Annotated in this window: 24 protein-coding genes; 10 read left to right on the top strand and 14 right to left on the bottom strand. The window is 56.0% G+C overall.

Annotation, left to right across the window (positions count from 1 at the left end; genetic code table 11):
* Positions 1 to 23 precede the first annotated feature (23 nt).
* Positions 24 to 350: a ChiQ/YbfN family lipoprotein gene (gene chiQ / locus ACOTX4_RS04820; RefSeq protein ID WP_045332454.1), complete on the top strand. Its 327-nt coding sequence runs from the start codon at positions 24 to 26 to the stop codon at positions 348 to 350.
* Between the two features lie 142 nt (positions 351 to 492).
* Here the strand turns inward: chiQ and fur are convergent, their stop codons facing one another.
* The 4 genes from fur to ybfF all read right to left on the bottom strand — a co-directional run bounded on the left by fur (position 493) and on the right by ybfF (position 3,106).
* The gene (fur, locus tag ACOTX4_RS04815) at positions 493 to 939 is read right to left on the bottom strand and encodes a ferric iron uptake transcriptional regulator (RefSeq protein WP_003858655.1); all 447 of its coding nucleotides are present in this window, start codon (positions 937 to 939) and stop codon (positions 493 to 495) included.
* Between the two features lie 291 nt (positions 940 to 1,230).
* Positions 1,231 to 1,761 carry a flavodoxin FldA gene (gene fldA / locus ACOTX4_RS04810; RefSeq protein ID WP_003858653.1) on the bottom strand — a complete coding sequence of 177 codons (531 nt, stop codon included), beginning with the start codon at positions 1,759 to 1,761 and terminating at the stop codon, positions 1,231 to 1,233.
* Positions 1,762 to 1,916: 155 nt separating this feature from the next.
* Positions 1,917 to 2,204, bottom strand: coding sequence for a LexA regulated protein (gene ybfE, locus ACOTX4_RS04805; protein WP_003858652.1), 288 nt, complete (start codon positions 2,202 to 2,204; stop codon positions 1,917 to 1,919).
* Positions 2,205 to 2,332: 128 nt separating this feature from the next.
* Entirely contained in the window at positions 2,333 to 3,106 is a 774-nt protein-coding gene (gene ybfF, locus ACOTX4_RS04800; RefSeq protein WP_023324323.1) for an esterase, read from the bottom strand.
* 183 nt (positions 3,107 to 3,289) lie between these two features.
* Between ybfF and seqA the strand changes: the two genes are divergently transcribed.
* Positions 3,290 to 3,835: a replication initiation negative regulator SeqA gene (gene seqA / locus ACOTX4_RS04795; RefSeq protein WP_003858650.1), complete on the top strand. Its 546-nt coding sequence runs from the start codon at positions 3,290 to 3,292 to the stop codon at positions 3,833 to 3,835.
* 24 nt (positions 3,836 to 3,859) lie between these two features.
* On the top strand, positions 3,860 to 5,500 hold the full coding sequence (pgm, locus tag ACOTX4_RS04790) for a phosphoglucomutase (alpha-D-glucose-1,6-bisphosphate-dependent) (RefSeq protein WP_045332359.1): 1,641 nt from the start codon (positions 3,860 to 3,862) through the stop codon (positions 5,498 to 5,500).
* A gap of 103 nt (positions 5,501 to 5,603) precedes the next feature.
* Here pgm and potE read toward each other — a convergent pair whose 3' ends face one another.
* From potE to kdpF, 9 genes are all read right to left on the bottom strand, one after another.
* Complete coding sequence (gene potE / locus ACOTX4_RS04785; RefSeq protein WP_003858648.1) at positions 5,604 to 6,917, bottom strand: putrescine-ornithine antiporter; 1,314 nt, start codon at positions 6,915 to 6,917, stop codon at positions 5,604 to 5,606.
* Positions 6,914 to 9,112 carry an ornithine decarboxylase SpeF gene (speF, locus tag ACOTX4_RS04780; RefSeq protein WP_045332358.1) on the bottom strand — a complete coding sequence of 733 codons (2,199 nt, stop codon included), beginning with the start codon at positions 9,110 to 9,112 and terminating at the stop codon, positions 6,914 to 6,916. The genes potE and speF overlap by 4 nt, the downstream gene beginning before the upstream one ends.
* Positions 9,113 to 9,366: 254 nt before the next feature.
* A complete protein-coding gene (gene speFL / locus ACOTX4_RS04775) occupies positions 9,367 to 9,471 on the bottom strand; it encodes a leader peptide SpeFL (protein ID WP_003858645.1) in 105 nt (34 codons plus the stop codon).
* A 277-nt stretch (positions 9,472 to 9,748) separates the two neighbouring features.
* Complete coding sequence (gene kdpE, locus ACOTX4_RS04770) at positions 9,749 to 10,426, bottom strand: two-component system response regulator KdpE (protein ID WP_003858643.1); 678 nt, start codon at positions 10,424 to 10,426, stop codon at positions 9,749 to 9,751.
* Positions 10,423 to 13,110: a two-component system sensor histidine kinase KdpD gene (kdpD, locus tag ACOTX4_RS04765; protein ID WP_045332357.1), complete on the bottom strand. Its 2,688-nt coding sequence runs from the start codon at positions 13,108 to 13,110 to the stop codon at positions 10,423 to 10,425. Before kdpD ends, kdpE begins: the two co-directional genes overlap by 4 nt.
* The gene (kdpC, locus tag ACOTX4_RS04760) at positions 13,111 to 13,686 is read right to left on the bottom strand and encodes a potassium-transporting ATPase subunit KdpC (protein WP_063938011.1); all 576 of its coding nucleotides are present in this window, start codon (positions 13,684 to 13,686) and stop codon (positions 13,111 to 13,113) included.
* Positions 13,687 to 13,698: 12 nt separating this feature from the next.
* A complete protein-coding gene (kdpB, locus tag ACOTX4_RS04755; RefSeq protein WP_022650611.1) occupies positions 13,699 to 15,747 on the bottom strand; it encodes a potassium-transporting ATPase subunit KdpB in 2,049 nt (682 codons plus the stop codon).
* Positions 15,748 to 15,765: 18 nt separating this feature from the next.
* A complete protein-coding gene (gene kdpA / locus ACOTX4_RS04750) occupies positions 15,766 to 17,445 on the bottom strand; it encodes a potassium-transporting ATPase subunit KdpA (RefSeq protein WP_063938009.1) in 1,680 nt (559 codons plus the stop codon).
* Positions 17,445 to 17,534, bottom strand: coding sequence for a K(+)-transporting ATPase subunit F (kdpF, locus tag ACOTX4_RS04745; RefSeq protein ID WP_003858638.1), 90 nt, complete (start codon positions 17,532 to 17,534; stop codon positions 17,445 to 17,447). The genes kdpA and kdpF overlap by 1 nt, the downstream gene beginning before the upstream one ends.
* A gap of 310 nt (positions 17,535 to 17,844) precedes the next feature.
* Between kdpF and ACOTX4_RS04740 the strand changes: the two genes are divergently transcribed.
* The 7 genes from ACOTX4_RS04740 (at position 17,845) to nei (ending at position 23,950) form a co-directional block, all read left to right on the top strand.
* A complete protein-coding gene (locus ACOTX4_RS04740; RefSeq protein WP_003858637.1) occupies positions 17,845 to 18,051 on the top strand; it encodes a YbfA family protein in 207 nt (68 codons plus the stop codon).
* A 598-nt stretch (positions 18,052 to 18,649) separates the two neighbouring features.
* Complete coding sequence (gene phrB, locus ACOTX4_RS04735) at positions 18,650 to 20,062, top strand: deoxyribodipyrimidine photo-lyase (RefSeq protein ID WP_022650613.1); 1,413 nt, start codon at positions 18,650 to 18,652, stop codon at positions 20,060 to 20,062.
* 10 nt (positions 20,063 to 20,072) lie between these two features.
* On the top strand, positions 20,073 to 20,816 hold the full coding sequence (locus ACOTX4_RS04730; protein ID WP_003858635.1) for a type 2 GTP cyclohydrolase I: 744 nt from the start codon (positions 20,073 to 20,075) through the stop codon (positions 20,814 to 20,816).
* Positions 20,817 to 20,830: 14 nt separating this feature from the next.
* Positions 20,831 to 21,487, top strand: coding sequence for a 5-oxoprolinase subunit PxpB (pxpB, locus tag ACOTX4_RS04725; protein ID WP_003858633.1), 657 nt, complete (start codon positions 20,831 to 20,833; stop codon positions 21,485 to 21,487).
* Positions 21,481 to 22,413: a 5-oxoprolinase subunit PxpC gene (gene pxpC, locus ACOTX4_RS04720; RefSeq protein ID WP_023315643.1), complete on the top strand. Its 933-nt coding sequence runs from the start codon at positions 21,481 to 21,483 to the stop codon at positions 22,411 to 22,413. Before pxpB ends, pxpC begins: the two co-directional genes overlap by 7 nt.
* Positions 22,400 to 23,140 (top strand): 5-oxoprolinase subunit PxpA, encoded by a 741-nt coding sequence (gene pxpA / locus ACOTX4_RS04715; RefSeq protein WP_023315644.1) that lies wholly within the window; start codon positions 22,400 to 22,402, stop codon positions 23,138 to 23,140. Before pxpC ends, pxpA begins: the two co-directional genes overlap by 14 nt.
* Positions 23,141 to 23,158: 18 nt before the next feature.
* Entirely contained in the window at positions 23,159 to 23,950 is a 792-nt protein-coding gene (nei, locus tag ACOTX4_RS04710; RefSeq protein ID WP_023315645.1) for an endonuclease VIII, read from the top strand.
* A gap of 85 nt (positions 23,951 to 24,035) precedes the next feature.
* Here nei and ACOTX4_RS04705 read toward each other — a convergent pair whose 3' ends face one another.
* Entirely contained in the window at positions 24,036 to 25,319 is a 1,284-nt protein-coding gene (locus ACOTX4_RS04705) for a citrate synthase (RefSeq protein WP_003858624.1), read from the bottom strand.
* Positions 25,320 to 25,778 lie beyond the last annotated feature (459 nt).

Genomic DNA, 25,778 nt, shown 5'->3' with positions numbered 1-25,778 from the left:
CGCCAGCATGGAGACTGCATATGATGAAAAAAATGGTAACCGTTGCGCTGCTGGCATCGGGGATGGTGGCGTGTGCGCATGATCAGGCGCAGAAAGAAGACTCCCGTCTGAAGGAGGCGTATAGCGCCTGTATTAATACTGCCGAAGGATCGCCGGAGAAAATTGAAGCCTGTCAGAGCGTGCTGAATGTGCTGAAAAAAGAGAAAGCGCATGAGCAGTTTGCGACGCAGGAAAATGTTCGCGTGATGGATTACCAGGCCTGTATCCAGGCGCGGAAAACCGGTAACGATCAGGAAGTGGCGAAGCGTTGCGATAAGATCTGGAACGAGATACGCAATAACAATAAATAAGTTGCTTTACGCCCGGTGGCGCTGCGCTTACCGGACCTACAACGGTGTCACAGCCCGTAGGCCCGGTAAGCGCAGCGCCACCGGGCTTTTTCCAGGCAAAAAAAAGCCAACCTCACGGCTGGCTCAGAGTATGAACACTCACTTATTTTGCGTCGTGCGCATGTTCATTTTCGCGGCAATCACCTTCAGCGCAGTGACCGTACAGGTACAGGCTGTGGTTGGTCAGGCGGATGCCATGACGGGCGGCGATTTCACGCTGGCGTGATTCAATGGAATCATCGCTAAATTCAATGACCTTGCCACAGTCGAGGCAGATCAGGTGATCGTGGTGGTGCTGCTGAGTCAGCTCGAACACGGATTTACCGCCTTCGAAATTATGACGAGTAACAATGCCCGCGTCATCAAACTGGTTCAGCACACGATAGACGGTTGCCAGCCCAATCTCTTCACCCATATCGATAAGACGCTTATAAAGGTCTTCCGCACTGACATGGTGATTGTCTGGCCCCTGAAGCACTTCAAGGATTTTTAACCGAGGAAGCGTTACTTTCAGGCCAGCTTTCTTTAATGCGGTATTGTTGTCAGTCATGCGGAATCTGTCCTGTTGCTAAACGATTCACTTCAAAAGAAGAAGTGACAGAAAATGCACTTGGGATAATGCGTCTCATTATAGAACTGCCATGGCTAAATGAAAACTGCAAGTCTCAAGCAAAGTATGCTTATAAAAACGTGGTATCACCAACAAACTTGTTCGATGGCACCCACTTTTTACCAGGGGGATATTGTACAGGTCTGGGCGAAAAAGTTAAAAGTTTGTAGCAATTAATTTAATCGGTTTTACCTGGAAAACGGGCGCAACCGGAGTTGCGCCGCAGGGATATCAGGCGTTAAGGATATCGTCCAGGTTCAACTCTTCCCGAACCTGCTTAACCCATTTTTCTACACGCTCAGCGGTCAGCTCTGGCTGACGGTCTTCATCAATGGCCAGGCCAACGAAGTGATCGTCATCTGCCAGACCTTTGGAAGCTTCGAAATGGTAACCCGCCGTTGGCCAGTGACCGACGATCGCCGCACCGCGTGGCTCAATGATGTCGCGAATAGTGCCCAGCGCATCACAGAAATACTCAGCATAGTCTTCCTGATCGCCACAGCCAAACAGGGCAACCAGCTTGCCGTTGAAGTCTACTTCTTCCAGCGTCGGGAAGAAATCGTCCCAGTCACACTGTGCTTCACCGTAGTACCAGGTGGGGATGCCCAGCAGCAGGATGTCATAGCCCTCGAGATCTTCTTTGCTGCTCTTGGCGATGTCATGCACATCAGCAACGTCTTTACCGAGCTGTTTTTGAATGTTTTTTGCGATATTTTCAGTATTGCCGGTATCACTGCCAAAGAAAATGCCGATGATTGCCATGAGTAAAATAACCTCTTGAAACTTAATGGTATGGTGGCGCAAATTGTCCACGGATAAGGGCAATAATAGCAGAACAGGCAACCCTGCGGAAACAGCTATCACGCAGGACTGCACTCTGTGCTACATGAAAAAGGTAATATTGGGGATTTTCTGACTCACGCCTTGCCGCGTAACGTCTCAAGCTGGGCGATCAGCATCTCTTCGATCAATTCGCTGCGGCTGATGTTGCGCGCGTCAGCTAATTCGTTAAGCGCATCGACGGCATCGGCATTCAGCTTCAGTTCGACACGCTTAAGCCCACGATTTTTATCGCGTTTAAGCTGGTTGCGTTTATTGATACGCAGCTGTTCATCGCGCGAAAGCGGATTCGTTTTCGGTCGTCCCGGTCGACGCTCATTCGCGAACAGATCTAGTGTCGTACGGTCCGTTTGTTCTTTGGCCATGATTCTGAGACTTCGGGGGAAACACGCCGCCCTGCTAATGCCCGGGCGATAAGCGCGCCATCATACATCACCCAAATCCACACGCCAACGACTGGAAGCCCGTCGTCTTCCGGTCGCTGGCTTTTTAATCAATTCGCTGTATCAGTAAGATAGCGGCGAATGGCGCGCAGGACGGCATCCGGTTTTTCCGCGTGTACCCAGTGCCCGGCACCCGCACTGACGTGAGCGCGAGCCTGCGGGAATTGCGCCAGCAGCGCGTCACGGTACGCGTCAGTGACGTAAGGGGAGTTGCCGCCGCGAATAAAAAGGGTAGGGTGCGGCCAGGCGGGGACGGCTTCCCAGCCCACAATATGCGAATACTGATCCCACAGCACCGGGACGTTAAAGCGCCATTGCCCGTCAACAAACGATTTCAGCAGGAACTGGACCACGCCTTCTTCATCAAGATGCTCGCGCATAACGGCAGCCGCCTGTTGGCGGGTTGCGACACCCGCTTCGGTGACCGCATTGATGGCGGCAAAAATCTCATCGTGACGGCGAACGTCGTAATTGACGGGCGCAACGTCGATGACCACCAGCCCGGAAATTCGCTCAGGTGCCAGCGCAGTGAGCGCCATCACCGCTTTACCGCCCATTGAATGCCCGATAAGCGTCGCTTTCTGAATATTATTCGCATCGAGGGTGTCCCGCAGATCCTGCGCCATGGCTGCGTACGTCATCTCCTCCGAGCGCCCTGAAAGACCGTGATTGCGCATATCAACCTGGAGGATCTCGTGATCGGTCACTAAATCGCGCGCCAGCACACCCAGATTATCCAGGCTACCAAACAGGCCGTGAACCAGTACGATGGGAGAATTATTGTTCGGCGATTGTGCAGTTTGCGCTCGGGTATTCAATTTCATGGCAAAGTTCTTTTTTTAGGTTTGTCAGGTTAGGGTATCATGTTGACCATTCTGCCGCCCGGGGGCAAGGATCCAGTTTAATCTGACTTTTGCCGCCAACCTGGTTTGACGCTATCCGCTGTTGGGATTTGACCTTATAATCTCAACGACTTGTATTCAGATAAGATATCGCACTGGATTAAGATGAAAACAATCGAAGTTGATGACGAACTCTATCAGTATATTGCCAGCCAGACGCGGCATATTGGGGAGAGCGCGTCCGACATTTTACGGCGCATGCTTAAAATTTCCGCCGCCTCACAGCCCACTCCTGTCACTAAAGATGTCGTGTCTCAGCCGAGCGTTGTTGCACAAGTAAAACCTGCCGTCATGCCGGCAAAGGACAAAGTGCGCGCGATGCGCGAGCTGCTGCTGTCCGATGAATATGCCGAGCAGAAAAAGGCCGTTAACCGCTTTATGCTGGTGCTGTCTACACTTTACTCACTGGATAACAACGCATTTGCAGAAGCGACAGAGTCGCTGCACGGTCGCACGCGCGTTTATTTCGCAGGCGACGAGCAGACCTTGCTGCAAAATGGCAACCAAACCAAACCCAAACACGTTCCCGGTACGCCATACTGGGTGATCACTAATACCAATACGGGCCGCAAGTGCAGCATGATCGAACATATCATGCAGTCCATGCAGTTCCCGGCGGAATTGATCGAAAAGGTTTGCGGTACAATTTAACCCTTGCATCAGAAGGACCAGGCAATGGCAAATCACAGCCGTGCAGGACAACCTGCGCAACAACGCGATTTGATTAACGTCGCTCAACTGACCGCGCAGTACTACGTGCTGAAACCGGTGGTGGGCAACGCAGAACACGCAGTGAAGTTTGGTACATCTGGCCACCGCGGCAGCGCGGCGCGCCACAGCTTTAACGAACCGCACATTCTGGCCATTGCTCAGGCCATCGCGGAAGAGCGCGCCAAAAATGGCGTCACCGGTCCGTGCTATGTAGGGAAAGATACCCACGCCCTGTCTGAACCTGCTTTTATCTCCGTGCTGGAAGTGCTGGCGGCGAACGGCGTAGACGTGATTGTTCAGGAGAACAACGGTTTCACGCCAACGCCTGCGGTGTCTAACGCTATTCTGGTACACAACAAAAAAGGTGGCGCGCAGGCTGACGGCATTTTGATCACCCCGTCCCACAACCCACCGGAAGATGGCGGCATCAAGTACAACCCACCAAACGGTGGCCCGGCGGATACCAACGTCACGAAAGTGGTGGAAGATCGCGCCAACGCGTTACTGGCTAACGGTCTGAACGGCGTGAAGCGTATCTCACTGGATGAAGCCATGGCCTCCGGCCACGTTAAAGAGCAGGATCTGGTTCAGCCGTTCGTGGAAGGGCTGGCGGATATCGTCGATATGGCCGCTATCCAGAAAGCCGGTCTGAAGCTGGGCGTGGATCCACTGGGCGGCTCCGGTATTGAATACTGGAAACGCATTGCCGAGCACTACAAGCTGGATCTGACCATCGTGAACGATCACGTCGATCAGACCTTCCGCTTTATGCACCTGGACAAAGACGGCGCGATCCGTATGGACTGCTCCTCCGAATGCGCAATGGCTGGCCTGCTGGCGCTGCGCGACAAGTTCGATCTGGCGTTTGCTAACGACCCGGACTACGACCGTCACGGTATCGTCACCCCGGCTGGGCTGATGAACCCGAACCACTACCTGGCTGTGGCCATTAATTATCTCTTCCAGCACCGTCCGCAGTGGGGCAAAGAGGTCGCGGTGGGTAAAACGCTGGTCTCTTCCGCCATGATTGACCGTGTGGTCGATGCGCTGGGCCGCAAGCTGGTGGAAGTGCCGGTGGGCTTCAAGTGGTTTGTTGACGGTCTGCACGACGGCAGCTTCGGCTTTGGCGGTGAAGAGAGCGCGGGGGCATCCTTCCTGCGCTTCGACGGCACCCCATGGTCAACCGATAAAGACGGCATCATCATGTGCCTGCTGGCGGCGGAAATCACCGCGGTCACCGGTAAGAACCCGCAGGAACATTACAACGAGCTGGCGGAACGTTTCGGTGCGCCAAGCTATAACCGTATCCAGGCTGGCGCCACGTCTGCGCAAAAAGCAGCTCTGTCAAAACTCTCTCCGGAGATGGTCAGCGCCAGCACCCTGGCAGGTGACCCGATCACCGCGCGTCTGACGGCGGCACCGGGTAACGGCGCATCCATCGGCGGCCTGAAGGTGATGACCGAAAACGGCTGGTTCGCCGCGCGTCCATCCGGTACGGAAGATGCGTACAAAATCTATTGCGAAAGCTTCCTCGGCGCTGAGCATCGTCAGCAGATTGAGAAAGAAGCGGTAGAGATTGTCAGCGAAGTGCTGAAAAACGCGTAAGTGGTGTTTGGTGCGGGCTGATGCCCTCACCCCGGCCCTCTCGCACGGGGAGAGGGAGAAAACACTAAAAACGGCAACCTCAGGGTTGCCGTTTTGCTTTTACCTAACTGTGCTTGTTCTTCAATTCAAATCTCGGCGACACCAGACCGTACAGCGTCCAGCCCATAAAGGTCACCATCGCACCATACAGCATCGCTTCCTGGCCGGAGGAATAGAGCGCATAGAAGCTGTAAATTGCACCAATCAGCGCCACAATATTGGCCGCACGGGCTTTGCGCGGATCAACCTTCGCCACCTTCTGAATAATCACCAGCGCCGCCATCGACAAAATGTACGGAATGATGTTCGTCACCACCGCCAGGTTGACCAGCACGTTAAACTGGCTGTTCAGTGACGGGCTGATAGTCATCAGCGACAAACCACTCTGGAAGATGACAATCGCCAGCATCCCTTGCACTGGCGCATCCGCTTTGGTCACGCGGGAGAAGATTTTCGGGAAATAACCTTCGTCAGCCGAGGATTTAAACACCTGAGCGATGGTGAACTGCCAGCCCAGCAGCGAGCCGCAGCAGGACATCACCATCAGTCCCATGATCACTTTCCCTACCTCCGGCGTAAACATCTGCGCAAACGCCAGCCCGAACGGCGCCGTGGAGTTGGCCAGATCCATGTTGGGCACAATTCCCGCAATCACGTTGGTCGAGACGATATAGATCACCGCCGCCCCCAGCGTCCCGCCGAGTACCGCGATCGGCACATTTTTCTCCGGGTTTTCCACCACTTCCGCATTCGCACAGGCTGACTCCAGCCCGAGGAAGGCCCACAGCGTCATGGCGATGGACGATCCCACGGCAGTGAAGAACGGTACGTGATGCGGATTCCAGGAGTTGGCGTACAGGGTCGGGCTGAACCAGAACCAGCCGATGATGCACAGGCCGACAACCGGGATGATCACGCCCCAGACGGTAATGCTGCTAAGTTGTCCGGTGATGCGCGCGCCGCCAAAGTTGGCGACGGTACAGATCCACAGCACGCCGATGGTTGCCAGCCCAATCTGCACCGGGGTCAGCGTCGCCCCAAACAGCTCCGTGCCGTAACCGACAGCGGAAATGGCAATCGCCACGTTGGCGATCAGCAGCGACACGCCGTAGGTATAGTTCGCCATAAAGTTACCGGACTTACCGAACGCATATTCGGCATAGCCACCCATCCCGCCGGACTTGCGGCTGAACATTCCGCACTTGGCAAAGGCCCATGCCAGCGCCATCGAACCCACGGCGGTAACAAGCCAGGAGATAATCGAAATCGTCCCCACTTCAGCGAGCTTGGTGGGCAGCATGATGATCCCCGAACCCATCATATTCACCATGGTGAGAATAGTGAGTTGCACCACGCCCATCTTGTTGGCCTTACTCATAATTTTTCTCCTTTCAGCAGCGATGGCTGAGCGGCAGGTTGTTTGATGACGTAGCAGCGCACCTGTTTGCGACCGTCACACTCCTCGACGTAAACCCCCTGTAACTCCGGCGCAAAGCCCGGCAGCAGATTGATCCCGTCTTCCAGCGCGGCGAAGTAGCGCAGCACGGAACCGCCCCAGACTTCCCCCGGAACCACGCACAACACCCCCGGTGGGTAAGGCAGCGCGCCTTCCGCGGCGATACGGCCTTCCGCGTCGCGCAGGGACACCAGCTCGACCTCACCGCGCAGATAGGCATAGTTCGCCTCCTGCGGGTTCATCATGACGCGCGGGAAGTGAGACCTGCGGAACATCTCTTTTTGCAGCTGCTTCACGTTATGGCGGGCATAGAGGTCGTGCATCTCCTGACAAATCTGACGCAGGGTATAATCCGCATAACGTTCCGGATGTTGCTTATAAAGAGAGGGCAGAACCTCTTTCAGCGGCACATCGCTCTGGAGCAGTTTTTCGAAGCGCACCAGCTGGGCGACGAGCTGCTGCAATTTGCCCATGTCCTCCGCCGGGGTGAGCAGGAAGAGAATGGAGTTGAGGTCGCATTTTTCCGGCACGATGCCGTTTTCACGCAGGAAGTTGGCGAGGATGGTGGCGGGCACGCCGAAATCATCGTACTCGCCGGTGCGGGCGTTGATGCCTGGCGTGGTCAGCAGCAGTTTGCAGGGATCGATAAAATACTGATGCTCGGCATATCCCTCAAAGGCGTGCCAGCGTTCGCCCGGAACAAAATGGAAGAAGCGCAGATCGGTAGCAATCTCTGCCGTATCCCAGCTTTCCCATGGACGGCCATCCACCGTCTCTGGCACGAACGGACGAATAAACTGACAGTTCTGAAGGATCAGTTTCCGTGCTTCGATACCGGTCACCACGCAGTCCATCCACATGTTGCGCCCACTTTGCCCCTCGTGCATGCGGGCGTTGATATCCAGGGCGGCAAACAGCGGATAGAACGGGCTGGTGGAGGCGTGCATCATAAAGGCGTTGTTGAGGCGCTTATGCGGGACATAGCGCGCCTGGCCTTTTATATGGCTGTCCTTCTTATGGATTTGCGAGGTTTGCGAGAAGCCCGCCTGCTGCTTATGCACCGACTGGGTAACCAGAATGCCTGGATCGTTTTCGTTCAGCTCCAGCAGCAGCGGTGAGCAGTCGGCCATCATCGGGATAAACTGCTCGTAACCCACCCAGGCGGAGTCAAACAGAATGTAATCGCACAGGTGACCAATCTTATCCACCACCTGACGGGCGTTATAAATGGTACCGTCGTAGGTGCCCAGCTGGATCACCGCCAGACGGAACGGACGTTCATCCCGCGCGCGACCAGGCGCGACCTCTGACACCAGTTCCCGCAGGTAACTCTCGTCGAAACAGTGTGCGTCAATACCGCCGATAAACCCGTACGGGTTGCGCGCCGTTTCCAGATACACCGGCGTCGCGCCTGCCTGTAACAGTGCTCCGTGGTGATTAGATTTATGGTTATTGCGATCGAACAGCACCAGATCGCCTGGCGTGAGGAGGGCATTGAGCACCACTTTGTTGGAAGAGGAGGTGCCGTTCAGCACGAAGTAGGTTTTATCCGCATTAAAGACTTTTGCCGCATGCTGTTGGGCGATGCATGGCGCGCCTTCATGGATCAGCAGATCGCCCATTGCCACGTCGGCATTGCACAGATCGGCGCGGAAAAGCGTTTCGCCAAATAAATCGACAAACTGGTTTCCGGCCGGATGGCGGCGGAAGAACTGGCCTCCCTGATGTCCGGGGCAGTCAAACGCACTGTTCCCCTGCTGGATGTAATCGACCAGCGCGCGGAAGAACGGCGGGCGGAGCTGGGTTTCGTACTTCTGCGCAGCCGCTTCAAGCTGGCGTCCGTAGTACGCATTGCTGGTGTCGGAGTACTCAAAAACGCCGTGAATACGCGACAGAAATTCAGCCGGAACCCTTTCTTCTTTATGCGTGGCAATAAACACCGGAATACCGAATCCCGTGGCTTCTATTTCTTCTATGGCGCCATTGAAAATATCGCTGACGGCCAGAACCACGGCTGCCACATCAATATAATCCGATGCGGTGATATCCACAATGTCGCGCGAAGTGGTAAAGCATTCAGGGCAGGCACGGCTGACGGCAATTTTTAACGTTTTCATCTTTATCTCTTTATTTCAGGCAATATGGGGCCCTCGACTTCTTGCGGTAAAGAAATCGATTATTTCCGGAAAAAAAGCAAAGCGTGTCCGCTGATACGAAATCAGTTAATTGCTTTTTTGCTGAGTAGAATTCAGTCCGCCCGGTTGCGGAGAATCTGAATCACAAGGAATGAGCGCAGGTGTTCACAGGCAACAGCCTGTAAAATAGCGTTTTTCAGGATGACCTGTAAGCAGATGCGCCAGAAGTCGAAGGACTACCGGGCGTTAAAGAGATGAAAGTCAAAACAGTTTCGGTGGGCAAACATCATGATATGTGTTGTCCGCCTTATATGGGGCATTAAACGATTATTGTTTTCCATGTTCAGTTTCCTTTCAGTAATTGAAAGCATGGTCATTTTATCCAGGGAAAAGGGATTAACTGTGAAACAGATCACCAATAACCGATCATTTCAGAAATAATTAGTCGTTTTGAGTGAATAACACAGATCAAAATGCTGTTTTGTTGGTTCGGTGTTAAATGGATGTTTTAATTGTGTTTAAGGAGGGCGAATATAGCCGTGAACATAATCTCATCGTTATTTTCATGGCTATATTCAGGCTGGTAAGTTTTTATTTAAAATTAAAGTGAATACTTATTCAGATCATAAACCGATATCCGATACCGGTTTCTGTTAATAAATGACGAGGACGCGCGGGATCGGCTTCAAGCTTCTGGCGAAGGTGTCCCATATAAATGCGTAAATAGTGACTATGCTCGACAGCATTCGGCCCCCAGACCTGGCTTAACAGCTGTCGCTGCGTTAACACTTTACCATGGTTATTGAGCAGCACGGCCAGCAGACGAAACTCAATAGGCGTAAGGTGGATCTCTTCTTCTCCTCTTACGATGCGGCGTGCAGCAAGATCGACGCGGATATCGCCAAAGGCGTACACCGGGTCGGAAGGGGAGGTGGCACTGTGTCGACGCAGCGCCACACGAAGCCGGGCCTGTAACTCGCCAATGCCAAACGGTTTGATCAGATAATCATCCGCTCCGGCATCCAGCGCGGCGATTTTATCCGTCTCTTCGGTGCGGGCAGAGAGCACCAGAATAGGCATCTGGCTCCACTGACGCACCTCACGAATAAAATCGATGCCGTCGCCATCCGGAAGTCCCAGATCCAGGATAACCAGATCTGGCTTGCGGGTCGCGGCTTCAATCAACCCTCGTTGAAGCGTTCCGGCTTCATGAACGCGCAAACCGTCGCCTTCCAGCGCGGTACGCAGAAATCGGCTGATAGCGAGCTCATCTTCAACAATCAGAACGTTAATCACAAATCCTCTGGTAATTCATCAAGTTCTGGTGGGCTTTCCAGAGGAAGTGTAACACAAAAGCGTGCCCCACCTTCCGGGCGGTTCTCTGCGGAAATGGTGCCGCCATGCACGTCGACAATCGCCTGGCAGATCGCCAGCCCCAGCCCAACGCCAGGAATGGCGGATTCCTTATTACCGCGCGCAAATTTTTCGAATATAGCGCGCTCCTGTCCGGCCGGAATACCCGGCCCGGTATCCCAGACGTCGAGCCGCAGCACACGTTTATCCACCCTGGCAGCAATCCCCAGCCGGGCCTTTGCCCCGGCGTATTTAGCGGCATTTTCCAGAAGATTAATCAGCACGCGCTCAAACAGCGGGCCATCCACATGGATTAACGTCAGGGGTTCCGGCATGTCCAGCTCAATATGGCGCCCGCCGAGACCCGGCTCCAGCATCTTCAGCGCACTGCCGACAACCTCCTCAAGGGTGAGCCACTCTTTTTTGAGGTTAAACCCGCCGGACTGAATGCGCGCCATGTCCAGCAGGTTGTTCACCAGGCGCGTGGTATTCAGCACGTGCTGGCGAATTTCGCTGGCCTGCATCGCGTGCTTTGATCCTTCCGCCGCCAGATCCAGCGTCAGAATTTCGGACTGGCCAAACAGCACGGTAAGCGGCGTGCGCAAATCGTGAGACAGCGCTGCCAGCAGCGAGTTGCGAATACTTTCGCGCTCGCTTGCCAGCCGCGCCTGCTCTTCGCTGGCGGTGAGCGCCAGCCGTTCAAGGGCGCTGGCGACCAGCAGGGTGAAGGTTTCAAGCAGGCGCTGCTGCTCGGGGATCATCAGCTGACGCAGGTTAGACGGCTCGACGATGACCAGCCCGTGATTTTTATCCGCGCTGCGCAGCGGCAGGATCTGGTAAGGCACGCCGGGCAGCGTGTCGGTGCCGGCGCCGGCAGGTAAACCCTTATCGAAACTCCAGCGGGCAATCGCTTCATCCCAGGGCGTCATCCCCGAAGGGGAGGTCAGCGGGCGAAGGCGCCCTTGTTCGTCGGGGAGCAAAATCAGGTTACTGGCATGAAAGGTCGAACGGATAAACTGCTCGCTGGTCTGCACGATATCTCGCTGCGTGCGGCCAACCGCCAGCGATTTTGACATTTCATACAGATGGCGCGTGCGCTGCTCGCGATAGCGGGCAATGCGTGCCTGGTAGCGCACGCCTGCCGTCAGATTCCCGATCACCAGGCCGACGGTAAGCATCACGGCAAAGGTCAGAATGTACTGCACGTCCGAGACAGCAAGCGTCCCGCGCGGAGCAATAAAGAAGAGATCGAAGCTGATGACGTTGATCACCGTCGCCAGCACCGACGGCCAGCGGCCATAAAAGAGCGCGACCACAACGACGCCGAGCAGATAAATCATGACCAGATTGGCGGCGTCGAAGGCGATGAGCCACTGGCTGGCAATCACCGTAATCAGGGCGCAGAGGACCACGGCCACCATGCAGCCCCGGATCTGAATGCGCCATTTATCGCCAAAGGTGCGAGCGTCCGGCGTACGGTTGGGCAGGGGGGCGGGCTTGTCATCCAGCGCGACGATGACTAAATCAAGATCCGGCGCGCGGCGGGCCAGCCTGTCGGCAAAAGATTCGCGGCTAAACCAGCGGCGGTGCTGGCGACGTCCAATGACAATCTTGCCCAGGTTGTGCTCGCGCGCGTAGCGCAGAATGGCTTTATCTTCCTGCGGATCGGACAGGGTTGCGGTTTCGGCGCCCAGCTCCTGCGCCAGCCGCAGCGCGCTCAAAATGGCGCGACGCTGATTTTCCGGCAGGCCATGCAGCTGCGGCGTTTCGACGTAGACCGCGTGCCAGACGCTGCCAAACTTCGCTGCAAGCCGGGCGGCGGTGCGAACCAGTTTTTCGTTGCCGCTGCCGTGACCAATGCATAACAGAATGGCGTCCCGCGTGTGCCAGACGCGCTCTTGTCCCTGTAGGTCTCGCCAGGCGCGCATCTGGTCATCAACGCGATCGGCGGTGCGGCGCAGGGCCAGCTCGCGCAGGGCAATCAGGTTTCCTTTGCGGAAAAAATGTTCGATGGCGCGTTCGGCCTGGCCGGCAATATACACTTTGCCTTCATGCAGGCGCTGGCGCAGATCGTCCGGCGGCAGGTCAACCAGTACGACTTCATCGGCAGAATCAAAAAACGGATCGGGGACGGTTTCACGCACCTGGATACCGGTTACACCGCTCACCACGTCGTTCAGGCTTTCCAGATGCTGAACATTCACCGTGGTGAAGACGTCAATGCCTGCCTCAAGCAGCTCCTCAACATCCTGCCAGCGCTTCGGATGGCGGGAGCCTGGCGCATTGCTGTGCGCCAGTTCGTCCATCAGGATCAGGGCAGGGCGGCGGGCAAGGGCGGCATCAAGATCAAACTCCGTGACCAGCCGCCCGCGATGGCTGATACGCTGGGGCGGCTGCGTCGCCAGCCCCGTCAGCAGCGCAGCCGTCTCTTTGCGACCGTGGGTTTCCACCACGCCGATGAGAATATCAAGCCCCTGCGCCCGAAGCCGCTGGGCTTCCATCAGCATGGCGAAGGTTTTCCCGACACCCGCGCAGGCGCCGAAAAAAATTTTCAGCTTGCCACGGTGGGCTTCAGCCGTCTGTTCAAGCAGCCTGTCCGGATCCGGGCGCATGGGCTCGTCGGTCATTTAGTTCTTCCTTAGCGCATCCAGCGCCAGATTCAGCTCAACAATGTTCACTACCGGCATGCCGATGAAGCTGACCAGCGGCTTTTGCGTATGTTCTGCAACCAGCTGGCTCACCTGCTCGACGGTCAGCTGACGGGCGGCGGCCACGCGTGGGATCTGCCAGGCCACCGCGTCCGGCGTCAGGCTGTAATCCAGCCCGCTCGCGGAGGCGGTGACCAGCTCAACCGGCACCTCACGGCTGGCCTGCGGATTAGCAGCGCGCAGGGCGGCAACGCGTTCAGCAATGGCTTTGTCCAGGTCAGGGTTACTGCCCGCCAGATTGCTGCCGCCGGAGGCCATTGGATTATACGGGCTTTCCGCAGTGGCGGAAGGGCGTCCCTGGAAGTAGCGTGGGTCCGTAAAGTTCTGCCCAATCAGACGCGAGCCGCGGTTTTCACCGTTCTGGATAATCAGCGAGCCGTTGGCCTGATCCTGAAACCACCACTGGCCCAGCGCGGTAGTCATCAGCGGGTAAAGCCCGCCGGTAATCAGAGACAGCAGAGTAAACAACAGTATAGCGGGACGTAACATCGTCATTGGATCCACCTTTTAAACCAGCCCGAACAGCGTTAGCAACATGTCGATAACCTTGATCCCAATAAAGGGCACCACCAGCCCACCCAGACCGTAAATCCACAGGTTACGGCGCAGCATGGCGGCGGCCGTCAGCGGCTTATAGCTCACCCCTTTCAGCGCCAGCGGAATAAGAAAGACAATAATCAGCGCGTTGAAGATCACCGCGCTCAGAATGGCCGAGGCCGGAGAGTGCAGGTGCATCACGTTCAGGGCATTCAACTGCGGGTAGGTTGCCGCAAACGCCGCCGGAATGATGGCGAAATACTTCGCCACGTCGTTGGCGATACTGAACGTGGTCAGCGAGCCGCGCGTCATCAGCATCTGCTTCCCGATATGTACCACTTCGATCAGCTTGGTCGGGTTCGAGTCGAGATCCACCATGTTGCCCGCCTCTTTTGCCGCCTGGGTACCGGAGTTCATCGCCACCGCCACGTCGGCCTGCGCCAGCGCCGGGGCGTCGTTGGTGCCGTCGCCGGTCATCGCCACCAGACGGCCTTCCGCCTGATACTGGCGAATGAGTGCCAGCTTCGCTTCCGGCGTCGCTTCGGAAAGGAAATCATCCACGCCCGCTTCGGCGGCAATGGCCGCCGCAGTCAGACGGTTATCCCCGGTGATCATCACCGTTTTAATGCCCATCTTACGCATCTGGGCGAAACGCTCTTTTATACCGCCTTTAACGATATCCTTCAGAGCGATCACCCCCAGAACGCTTGCACCTTCCGCCACCACTAGCGGGGTTGCCCCCTGACGCGCCACGCTTTCCACCAGATGGTCGACTTCCGGGGGGAAGTGTCCATTATTGGCTTCAATATGACGGCGAATGGCATCAACGGACCCTTTACGGATCATCCGGTCCTGAATGTTAATGCCGCTCATGCGGGTTTGCGCCGTGAAGGGAACGAACGTGGCGTGCAGGCTTTGTACGTCGCGCTGGCGCAGGTTAAAGCGCTGCTTGGCGAGGATCACGATACTGCGGCCTTCCGGCGTTTCATCAGCCAGCGAGGAAAGCTGCGCCGCGTCAGCCAGCGTTTTTTCATCCACGCCGGGAGCAGGTAAAAAGTCAGAGGCCTGACGATTGCCCAGGGTGATGGTCCCGGTTTTATCCAGCAGCAGCACGTCTACGTCCCCCGCCGCTTCAACGGCGCGTCCGCTGGTGGCGATGACGTTAGCGCCCAGCATACGGCTCATCCCCGCCACGCCAATCGCGGAAAGCAGGCCACCAATAGTGGTGGGGATCAGACAGACCAGCAGGGCGATCAGTACGGTGATGCTGACCGCTGTACCGCCGTAGGCGGAGAAAGGCCACAGGGTCGCCGTTGCCAGCAGGAAGACAATGGTGAGCGCCACCAGCAGAATGGTCAGAGCGATCTCGTTCGGCGTTTTACGACGCTGCGCGCCTTCCACCATGGCGATCATCCGGTCGAGAAAGGTTTCGCCCGGGTTAACGCTGCACTGGATCACCAGCCAGTCGGAAAGAATGCGCGTTCCGCCGGTAACTGAGGCGAAATCTCCGCCCGACTCACGGATCACCGGTGCGGATTCCCCGGTAATGGCGCTTTCGTCTACCGACGCGCCGCCCTCAATCACTTCCCCGTCGCAGGGGATGATGTCGCCGGCTTCCACCAGCACCACGTCACCTTTACGCAGTTCATCCGCCGGTACGTGGTCCATCTGCGCGCCGTATTTAGGTTCGCGTAATTTGCGCGCAAAGGCGGTTTTTTTGACCCCTTTCAGACTGTTGGCCTGCGCTTTACTGCGGCCTTCCGCCAGCGCTTCGGCGAAGTTGGCGAACAGCACGGTAAACCACAGCCACAGGCTGATGGCGCCGGTAAAGGTTGCATTCCCCAAAAGGTGTCCCGTTCCCATGGCAATCGCCAGTACGGTGGTGAGTAAACTTCCAGTCCAGACAATAAACATCACCGGGTTGTGCCACTGGACGCGCGGGCTCAGTTTTTTTACCGCATCCATGAGGGCCTGACGAACTAAGGTCGGTTCGAGCAGGGCCAGTTGTTTACGACTCATGAAAAATTCTCCGCAAAATCAGCGTAAAGAGAGATATTCCGCAACCGGGCCTAACGCGAGGGCGGGGATAAAGGTCAGGGCACCTACCAGCAGAACGGTGCCAATCAGCAGGCCGACGAACAGCGCGCCGTGAGTCGGTAACGTACCGGTGGTGGTCGGCTGGATCTTCTTATTCACCAGTGTTCCGGCGATCGCCATGACGGGAATAATCACGCCGAAACGACCGACGAACATGCAGAACGCCAGCAGACAGTTCCAGAGCGGTGAGTTGGCGCTTAACCCTGCAAAGGCGCTGCCGTTGTTGTTTGCGGCAGACGAAACGGCGTAAAGCACTTCGCTAAAGCCGTGAATGCCCGGGTTAAAGATGCCGCTGCGCCCGGCGTCGGTCATCAGCGCCAGCGCGGTACCGAGCAGCACAAGGGCGGGGGTGACCAGGATCGCCAGCGCGGTTAATTTCATTTCGCGGACGTCGATTTTTTTGCCGAGATATTCCGGCGTGCGGCCGATCATCAGCCCGGCGATAAACACGGCGAGCAGGACGAACAACAGCATGCCGTACAGCCCCGAACCGACCCCACCGAAAACTACCTCGCCAATCTGCATCAGCCACATCGGGATCATGCCGCCGAGCGCGGTGAAAGAGTCATGCATGGCGTTCACCGCCCCGCAGGAGGCCGCCGTGGTGACCACCGCATAGAGGCTGCTGGCAAGAATGCCGAAGCGGCTCTCTTTGCCTTCCAGGTTGATATTGCTGTTAGCCCCCAGCTGCATGAAGTGGCTGTTGCCGTTCCATTCGGCCCACATCACCAGTGCTACGCAGACCACGAAGATTAACGACATGGCCCACAGCAGCGTACGACCCTGGCGGCGATCGTTAACTACATCGCCAAAGGCGAAGCAGAGCGCGGTGGGGATCAGGAAGATCGTCAGCATCTGTACAAAATTGGTTAACGCCGTTGGGTTTTCAAATGGATGCGATGAATTGGCGTTGAAGAAGCCGCCCCCATTGGTGCCCAGCATCTTGATTGCTTCCTGCGACGCCACCGGCCCCATTGGCAGGAGTTCCCTGGCCCCTTCAAGCGAGGTGAAAGGGGTATAAGGCAGCAGGTTTTGCAGAGTGCCTTGCTGAATAAAGAACAGGGCAATAATCAGCGCAACAGGCACCAGGATCCAAAGGGTGATGCGTGTGACATCAACCCAGGCGTTGCCGAGAGTGCTGACATTCTGACGGGCAAACGCGCGCGTCAGGGCGAAGATCACCGCGATACCGCTGGCCGCAGAAAGAAAGTTCTGCACGGTTAACCCGGCCATCTGGCTGAAGTAGCTGAGCGTGGTTTCACCGGCGTAAGACTGCCAGTTGGTGTTGGTGACAAAGCTGACCGCCGTGTTCAGCGCCAGATGCCAGGATAACCCCGGTAAATGCTGCGGGTTCAACGGCAGACTGCCCTGGAGTATTAGCAGCGTAAAGAGGGCAATAAGCCCCACGATATTCAGAAGCAGTATCGCCATCAGGTATTGGCGCCAGTTCATTTCCCGGTCGCTGATACCTGAAATGCGCCAGAGCACATTTTCAATATTTCGCGTGCCCGGCAATGGCACGTTGTTTATCAGCCGCGCCAGCGCTGTTCCCAGCGGCCTGGCGAGCACAAACAGTACCAGTAAAAAGCTGGCAATAAGCAAAAACGCCTGAGCAGCCATCAGAATGCCTCCGCATTAATCAGGGCATAAATCAGATAACCCAATAACAGGAACACCAGCACGATGCCGGCAATCAGACCTGCACTCACACTCCACCTCCGGGTGACTTTTGTTGTTGTACAAACGGTAGGATTTGTGGCGCAAAGATTTCGCAAAAATCAGAAGGGCAGGTGTAAAAAAAGTATAAAAAAGGGAAAAGCCACAATTTAACTATTGGTAAGTAAATCGTTAACTTTTTTGTAACTTAATTACAGGCATGAATGTAAATATTCACGAAATGGATGAAAATAAGTGGTCGGATGAGTAGTAAAATTACAAACAAAGCGGTATTATTTTAACCAGGTCACAGATTTCACATTTTCCGGAGACGGTTTCCGGCCAACTACAGGGGAGAAAAATATGGATCTTTATAAAGAGTTTCCGGCTCATATCATTTTCATGCGTCGCACTTTCGCCGTTGTGGCTGGCGTGCTGGCCCTGCCGGTGATGCTGTTCTGGAAAGATCGCGCACGTTTCTACAGTTACCTGCATCGCGTCTGGGCGAAAACCAGCGAGAAGCCGGTGTGGATGGATCAGGCCGAGAAAGCAACCTGCGATTTCTACTGATACGGTGTGACATCTTAGCCATAAAAAAACCGCCTACAGCAAAGTGGCGGTTTTTTTGTCCCTCGGGATTCGCGGTCCGTTGGGTAATCTTGCAGCCCCTACCCGGGATTTTTATCATACCCTTCTTTAAAAAGTTCGCAATCCACTTCACCTTTATAAATTCCTAATTTTACTGAAATAACTTACTTTTGGCGTTGGTGTTAATTATGATGCCACGTCCCTTTCCGCCATCTCGCAAATGGGCATCGGTCCTGGGAAAGATGTATCCATAGCCGTAAAGCAGCCCGCCTACCCGGGCTTGTGTCCACCGATTTATCACCGGTGGTGATAGGTGGAGCGGTTAGCAGCAGGGACCGCATAGTGAAACGCTATTTATGCATTGCGTTCATTGTCGCCAGCGCACTCGTTGTAAAGAGTGATAAACCGGATGTGTTTATTGCCTTTACCCCGATAGTGCAGGACAAGTAGCGTTAAGGCCGCCTCGGGCGGCCTTTTTTATTTCATCCCGTCTACACTTCATGGCAAAGTAGTTCAATGCATGCCTTTTTCCTTTTACGGCATGCCCTTACGGACATAATGGACAATTGCCAGGAGTTTTATGCCCACCCATCTGGTTTGGTTTCGCGCGGATTTACGCATTCACGACAACTTCGCTCTCGCGGCGGCCTGCCGCGCTAAAGACGCGAATGTGCTGGCCCTGTTTATCGCCACGCCTGAACAGTGGCGGCAGCATGACATGGCGCCCCGGCAAGCGGCACTGCTCAGCGCGTATCTGAATGACCTGCAACATTCACTGGCCGAAAAAGGCATTCCGCTGATCTATAAAGAGGCCCATGATTTTGCCGCTCAGCGTCAGACGGTGCAGGCAATCTGCCAGCAGTACGCAGTAACGCATCTTTATTACAACTATCAGTATGAATTCAACGAGCAGCAGCGGGATCGTCAGCTGGAGAAATCCCTTGCGGGCGTGGTCTGTGAAGGCTTTGATGACAGCGTGATGCTCGCGCCTGGCAGCGTAATGACCGGCAGTCACGAGATGTATAAAGTTTTCACGCCGTTTAAAAATGCCTTTATCAAACGCCTGAAAGAGGGACTACCTGAGTGCGTTACCGCCCCGTCCGTGAGAGGGGAAACGATAACGGATCTGCCGGCGATCAGGCTGAATTATCCCCAGCAGTCGTTCGATGAAACAGTATTCCCCGCCAGCGAGAAAGCGGCTATCGCCCGGTTGCGTCAGTTCTGCGCGCAGGGGGCGGTTGAGTACGAGGCGCGTCGGGATTTTCCAGCGATTGAAGGCACCAGCCGCTTGTCGGCCTGTCTAGCGCTGGGCGCGCTCTCTCCGCGCCAGTGTTTACATCGCCTGCTGGCGGAACAGCCTCAGGCGTTAGACGGGGGGGCGGGCGCAGTGTGGCTGAACGAACTGATCTGGCGTGAGTTCTATCGACATCTGATGACGTATCATCCTGATTTGTGTAAACATCGGCCCTTTATTCGTTGGACCGAACAGGTACAGTGGCAGTCGAATGAGAAGCTGCTTAAGGCATGGCAGCATGGGCTTACCGGCTTCCCGATTGTTGATGCAGCTATGCGGCAGCTCAATGAAACCGGGTGGATGCATAACCGTCTGCGTATGATTACCGCCAGCTTCCTGGTGAAGGATCTGCTTATCGACTGGCGAACCGGAGAGCGTTATTTTATCTCTCAGCTGATCGATGGCGATCTGGCGGCGAATAACGGCGGCTGGCAGTGGGCGGCCTCCACCGGAACGGATGCGGCTCCCTATTTTCGGATCTTCAATCCGACCACGCAGGGACAACGATTTGACGCCGACGGCGAGTTTATCCGCCGCTGGCTGCCTGAGCTTAAGGATGTCCCGGCCAAAGCCATTCATGAACCCTGGGTATGGGCGGATAAACAGCGTGTTACCCTGAACTATCCCCGTCCCATTGTCGACCATAAACAGGCGCGCGTCGCCACGCTGGCGGCGTACGAAGCCGCCCGAAAAGTTTGAGAGAATGATGATGAAAAACAGTGAACTGGAACGCCTGATTAACGAAAAACTCAACACGGCTTCGTTTAGCGACTACGGCCCGAATGGCTTGCAGGTGGAGGGGCGCGAGACGGTGCAAAAAATTATCACCGGCGTGACGGCAAGCCAGGCGCTGCTGGATGAGGCGGTGCGTCAGGAAGCCGATGCGGTGATTGTCCACCACGGTTATTTCTGGAAAAACGAATCACCGATTATTCGCGGCATGAAGCGCAACCGACTCAAAACGCTGCTGGCGAATGACATCAACCTGTACGGCTATCACCTGCCGCTCGATGCGCATCCTGAGCTGGGGAACAACGTTCAGCTTGCGCAGCTGCTGGGGATTACCGTGATGGGTGAAATTGAACCCCTGGTGCCGTGGGGCGAACTGTCGATGCCGGTTCCGGGTCTGGAGCTGGCCTCGTGGATCGAAGCGCGCCTGGGGCGTCGTCCGCTGTGGTGCGGCGACACCGGGCCGGATACCGTGAAGCGCGTGGCATGGTGCACCGGCGGCGGCCAGGGCTTTATTGACAGCGCGGCGCGTTTTGGTGTCGATGCCTTCATTACCGGCGAAGTCTCCGAGCAGACTATCCACTCAGCCCGTGAACAAGGCCTGCATTTTTACGCGGCGGGCCATCACGCCACCGAGCGTGGCGGCATCCGCGCCCTCAGCGAGTGGCTGACGGAAAATACCGATCTGGATGTGACGTTTATTGATATCCCTAATCCGGCCTGATGAGAGGTAGTTAAGTGCAGCGAGCGCGTTGTTATCTTCTGGGTGAAACCGCAGTGGTTCTGGAACTTGAGCCTCCGGTGACGCTTGCTACGCAAAAGCGTATCTGGCGTCTGGCTCAGCGACTGCCCGAGCTACCCGGCGTGGTTGAAGCTATTCCGGGTATGAATAATATCACCGTGGTGCTGCGTGATCCGCACACGGGGGCGCTGGATGCCATTGAGCGTCTGCAACGCTGGTGGGAGGAGAGCGAGGCGCTGGAGCCGGAATCGCGGACGATTGAGATCCCGGTTGTCTATGGCGGCAAGGGAGGCCCCGACCTTGGCGTGGTGGCCGAGCACTGTGGATTAACGGAGAAGCAGGTTGTGGAGCTGCATAGCTCAGTCGACTATGTTGTCTGGTTTTTGGGATTTCAGCCGGGTTTCCCCTATCTGGGCGGGTTATCGCCCCAGCTGCATACGCCGCGCCGGGCTGAGCCGCGCCTGAGCGTACCGGCGGGCAGCGTGGCGATTGGTGGCGAGCAAACGGGAATTTATCCGCTCGCTTCACCGGGAGGCTGGCAGCTGATTGGGCACACGTCCACGCCGTTATTTGAACCAGGCCAGGACGCGCCCATACTCCTGCGGCCGGGGGATACGCTGCGCTTTATCCCGCAGAAGGAGGGAGTATGTTAACGCTTATTCGCGCAGGGCTTTACACCTCGGTACAGGATGCCGGGCGTTTTGGGCTGCGTCAGTCGGGCGTGAGCTACTGCGGTGCGCTTGATCGTCCCTCGCTGGAAATTGCCAACCTGCTGGTAGGTAACGCAGGCAGCACGGCGGCGTTAGAAATTACGCTGGGTCAGTGCGTGATTGAGTTTGGTCAGGAAACCTGGTTTGCCTTAACCGGCGCGGGCTGTGACGCAACGCTGGACGGCAAAGCGGTGTGGACCGGCTGGCGCCTGCGGGCGAAGGCCGGGCAGCGTCTGACGCTCAAGCGTCCTCTGCACGGCGTGCGCAGCTATCTTGCGGTAGCGGGGGGGATCGACGTGCCGGAGGTGCTGGGCTCATCCAGCACCGACCAGAAAGCGGGAATGGGCGGCCATGAAGGACGGCTGCTGCGCGACGGCGATCGTCTGCGAATAAAGACCTCAACGCGCCATTTCACCACCACGCAGGGCGTGAAACAGCTGCTGTGGGGGAACGTGATCCGCGCCTTACCAGGACCGGAATACCAGGAGTTTGATGAAGCCGCGAAAGAGTCTTTCTGGCGCTCGCCGTGGAAGATCAGCCCGCAGAGTAACCGCATGGGTTACCGGCTTCAGGGCCAGCCGCTGACCCGCACAACTGACCGGGAGCTGCTTTCCCATGGTCTGTTGCCGGGGGTGATTCAGGTGCCAGGCAACGGACAGCCCATTGTACTGATGAACGATGCGCAAACCACGGGAGGATATCCGCGTATTGCCTGCATTATCGAAGCGGATCGCTACCATCTGGCGCAAATTCCTCTCGGTCAGCCAATTCATTTTGTGCAGTGTTCGCTGGAGGAGGCACTGAAAGCCCGGCAGGATCAGCAGCGTTATCTCGAACAGCTGGCGTGGAGGCTCGATGGTAAAGATTGATTTAAACGCCGATCTGGGAGAGGGCAGCAGCGCCGATGCGGCGCTGATGACGCTGGTCTCCTCGGTGAATATCGCCTGCGGGTTTCATGCCGGCGATGCGCAGACTATGCTGGCGAGCGTGCGCAATGCCATGAAAAACGGCGTGGCGATAGGCGCTCACCCCAGCTTTCCGGACCGGGAAAACTTTGGCCGCACGGCGATGGATCTGCCGCCTGAGACGGTTTACGCGCAAATGCTCTACCAGATCGGCGCGCTGGAGGCGATAGTGCGCGCTGAGAATGGCGTGTTGCGCCACGTCAAGCCGCACGGCATGCTCTATAACCAGGCGGCGAAAGATCCGGTGTTGGCGGATGCCATTGCCCGTGCGGTGCGGGACTGTAATCCGCAACTGATTCTGGTTGGCCTGGCGGGCAGCGAGCTTATCCGTGCCGGCGAACGGCTGGGGCTGATTACGCGGCAGGAAGTGTTTGCCGATCGGGGATACCTGCCGGACGGCAGCCTGGTTCCGCGCACGCAGGCCGGTGCGCTGATCACCGACGAAGGTAAAGCGCTGGCGCAGACGCTGGAGATGGTGCGCTTCGGGCGAGTAACCTCAACGGAGGGTACAACGGCAAACGTTCAGGCTGATACGGTGTGCTTACACGGTGACGGCGAGCATGCGCTCCAGTTTGCGCGACGCCTGCGGACGGCGTTCTCGGAAGAGGGCATTGTTGTCAGCGCAGAATAATCATGAAAGGACAATAACATGCCAGAAGGTCCGGAGATCCGCCGCGCGGCGGATAGCCTGGAGGCGGCGATAAAGGGCAAACCTCTGACACACGTCTGGTTTGCCTTTCCTCAACTCAAACCGTTTGAAGCGCAGCTGGTGGGACAGACGGTGACCCACATTGAAACGCGCGGCAAAGCGTTACTCACCCACTTTTCCCATAACCTGACGTTATACAGCCATAATCAGCTTTACGGCGTCTGGCGGGTGGTGGAAGCGGACGAGCAGCCGCAAACGACCCGCGTGCTGCGCGTGCGGCTACAAACGGCGGATAAGGCGATCCTGCTCTACAGCGCTTCTGATATCGAAATGTTAACGCCGGAGCAGTTGCTCACGCACCCGTTCTTACAGCGGGTTGGGCCGGACGTGCTGGATATGCGCCTGACGGCGAGCGATGTGAAGGCCCGACTGCTATCGCCCACATTCCGCAACCGGCAGTTTTCCGGGCTGTTGCTCGATCAGGCATTTCTGGCGGGGCTGGGAAACTACCTGCGGGTGGAGATCCTCTGGGAAGTCGGGCTGGCACCGCAGCACAAAGCGTCGCAGCTAAGCGATGAAAAGCTGGAGGCGCTGTCGCACGCGTTGCTGGATATTCCACGGCTGTCGTACAACACGCGTGGCATCGTAGATGAAAACAAGCACCACGGGGCGCTGTTCCGGTTCAAGGTGTTTCATCGGGCGGGTAAAAAGTGTGAGCGGTGCGGCGGGATTATCGACAGGATTATGCTCTCTTCGAGACCCTTTTACTGGTGTCCACATTGTCAAAAATAAAAAAGCCGGGTGGCGGCTACGCCTTACCCGGCCTACGTTTCGCATTTGTAGGCCCGGTAAGCGGTAGCGCCACCGGGCTTAACTTTTAGCGCTTCAGGTCAGACTTAAAATCACGCTGCTCGTAGCCGGTATACAGCTGACGAGGACGGGCGATTTTCATGCCTTCGCTGTGCATTTCGTTCCAGTGCGCAATCCAGCCCACGGTACGCGCCATGGCGAAGATCACGGTGAACATGGAAGACGGAATGCCCATCGCTTTCAGAATAATGCCAGAGTAGAAATCGACGTTCGGGTAGAGTTTCTTCTCGATGAAGTACGGGTCGTTCAGTGCGATGTGTTCCAGCTCCATCGCCACTTCCAGCAGATCATCTTTGGTGCCCAGCTCTTTCAGCACTTCGTGGCAGGTCTCACGCATGACGGTCGCGCGAGGGTCGTAGTTTTTGTAAACACGATGACCGAAGCCCATCAGACGGAAGGAGTCATTCTTGTCTTTCGCGCGGCGCACGAACTCAGGAATATGCTCAACGGAGCTGATCTCTTCCAGCATCTTCAGTGCTGCTTCGTTCGCGCCGCCGTGCGCCGGTCCCCACAGGGAGGCGATACCCGCAGCGATACAGGCGAACGGGTTCGCGCCGGAAGAGCCTGCGGTACGGACGGTAGAGGTCGAGGCGTTCTGTTCGTGGTCAGCGTGCAGGATCAGAATACGGTCCATCGCGCGTTCCAGCACCGGGTTCACTTCATACTCTTCGCACGGCGTGGAGAACATCATGCGCAGGAAGTTACCCGCGTAGGAGAGGTCGTTGCGTGGATACACAAACGGCTGACCGATAGAGTATTTGTAACACATCGCCGCCATGGTAGGCATTTTGGAGAGCAGACGGAACGCCGCAATATCACGGTGACGTGGGTTATTCACGTCCAGAGAATCGTGGTAGAACGCCGCCAGCGCACCGGTAATACCGCACATAACCGCCATCGGATGAGAGTCACGACGGAACGCATGGAACAGACGGGTAATCTGCTCATGGATCATGGTGTGACGGGTCACGGTGGTTTTAAATTCATCGTATTGAGCCTGCGTCGGTTTTTCGCCGTTCAGCAGGATGTAGCACACTTCCAGATAGTTGGATTCGGTGGCTAACTGATCGATGGGGAAGCCGCGATGGAGCAGGATACCTTCGTCACCGTCAATGTAGGTGATTTTGGATTCGCAAGATGCGGTGGAGGTGAATCCAGGGTCAAAGGTGAATACCCCTTTGGAACCCAGCGTACGGATATCAATAACATCCTGACCGAGCGTGCCTTTTAGCACATCCAGTTCAATAGCATCATCACCATTTAGGGTGAGTTTTGCCTTTGTATCAGCCATTTACGGTCTCCTTAGCGCCTTATGCTTAAGACTGCGCTTTACCGGATTTGCTTTCAGCTGTTAATCATCGTTACCAGATTGTTATTTGGCTTACCGCTCAGCTCACGAGGAGAAACCAGGGTACAGAGCTATGGCGCCTTGCAGGTAAACGAATGAAATATCAGTGAAACAACAGCAAATCAGCGTTTTTGCAGTCCGAATTATTCAAACCTGTATATCACTAATAACTGTCCTGATAACTTCGGTCAATACCATCACACTGTTACATAACTATTTGTCAGGTGAAAGAGAGACCTCATAACTTTTGCGCATTATATGCCTTTTCTGATGACGTTTGTAACAATATTGTTTAACATTTGTCAAATCAGATGATTAAAATTTAAAAAGATGTTGTTATCGTGACCCCGATCACTGTTCCAGAGAAAACCCAACAAACTGTATGTAGGTTAATTGTAATGA

The organism is Enterobacter cloacae complex sp. IR5459, assembly GCF_049238005.1.
Lineage (GTDB): Bacteria > Pseudomonadota > Gammaproteobacteria > Enterobacterales > Enterobacteriaceae > Enterobacter > Enterobacter hormaechei_C.
Note: the sequence above shows the minus strand (reverse complement) of the source record. Positions and strands in the feature narration are given on the sequence as shown.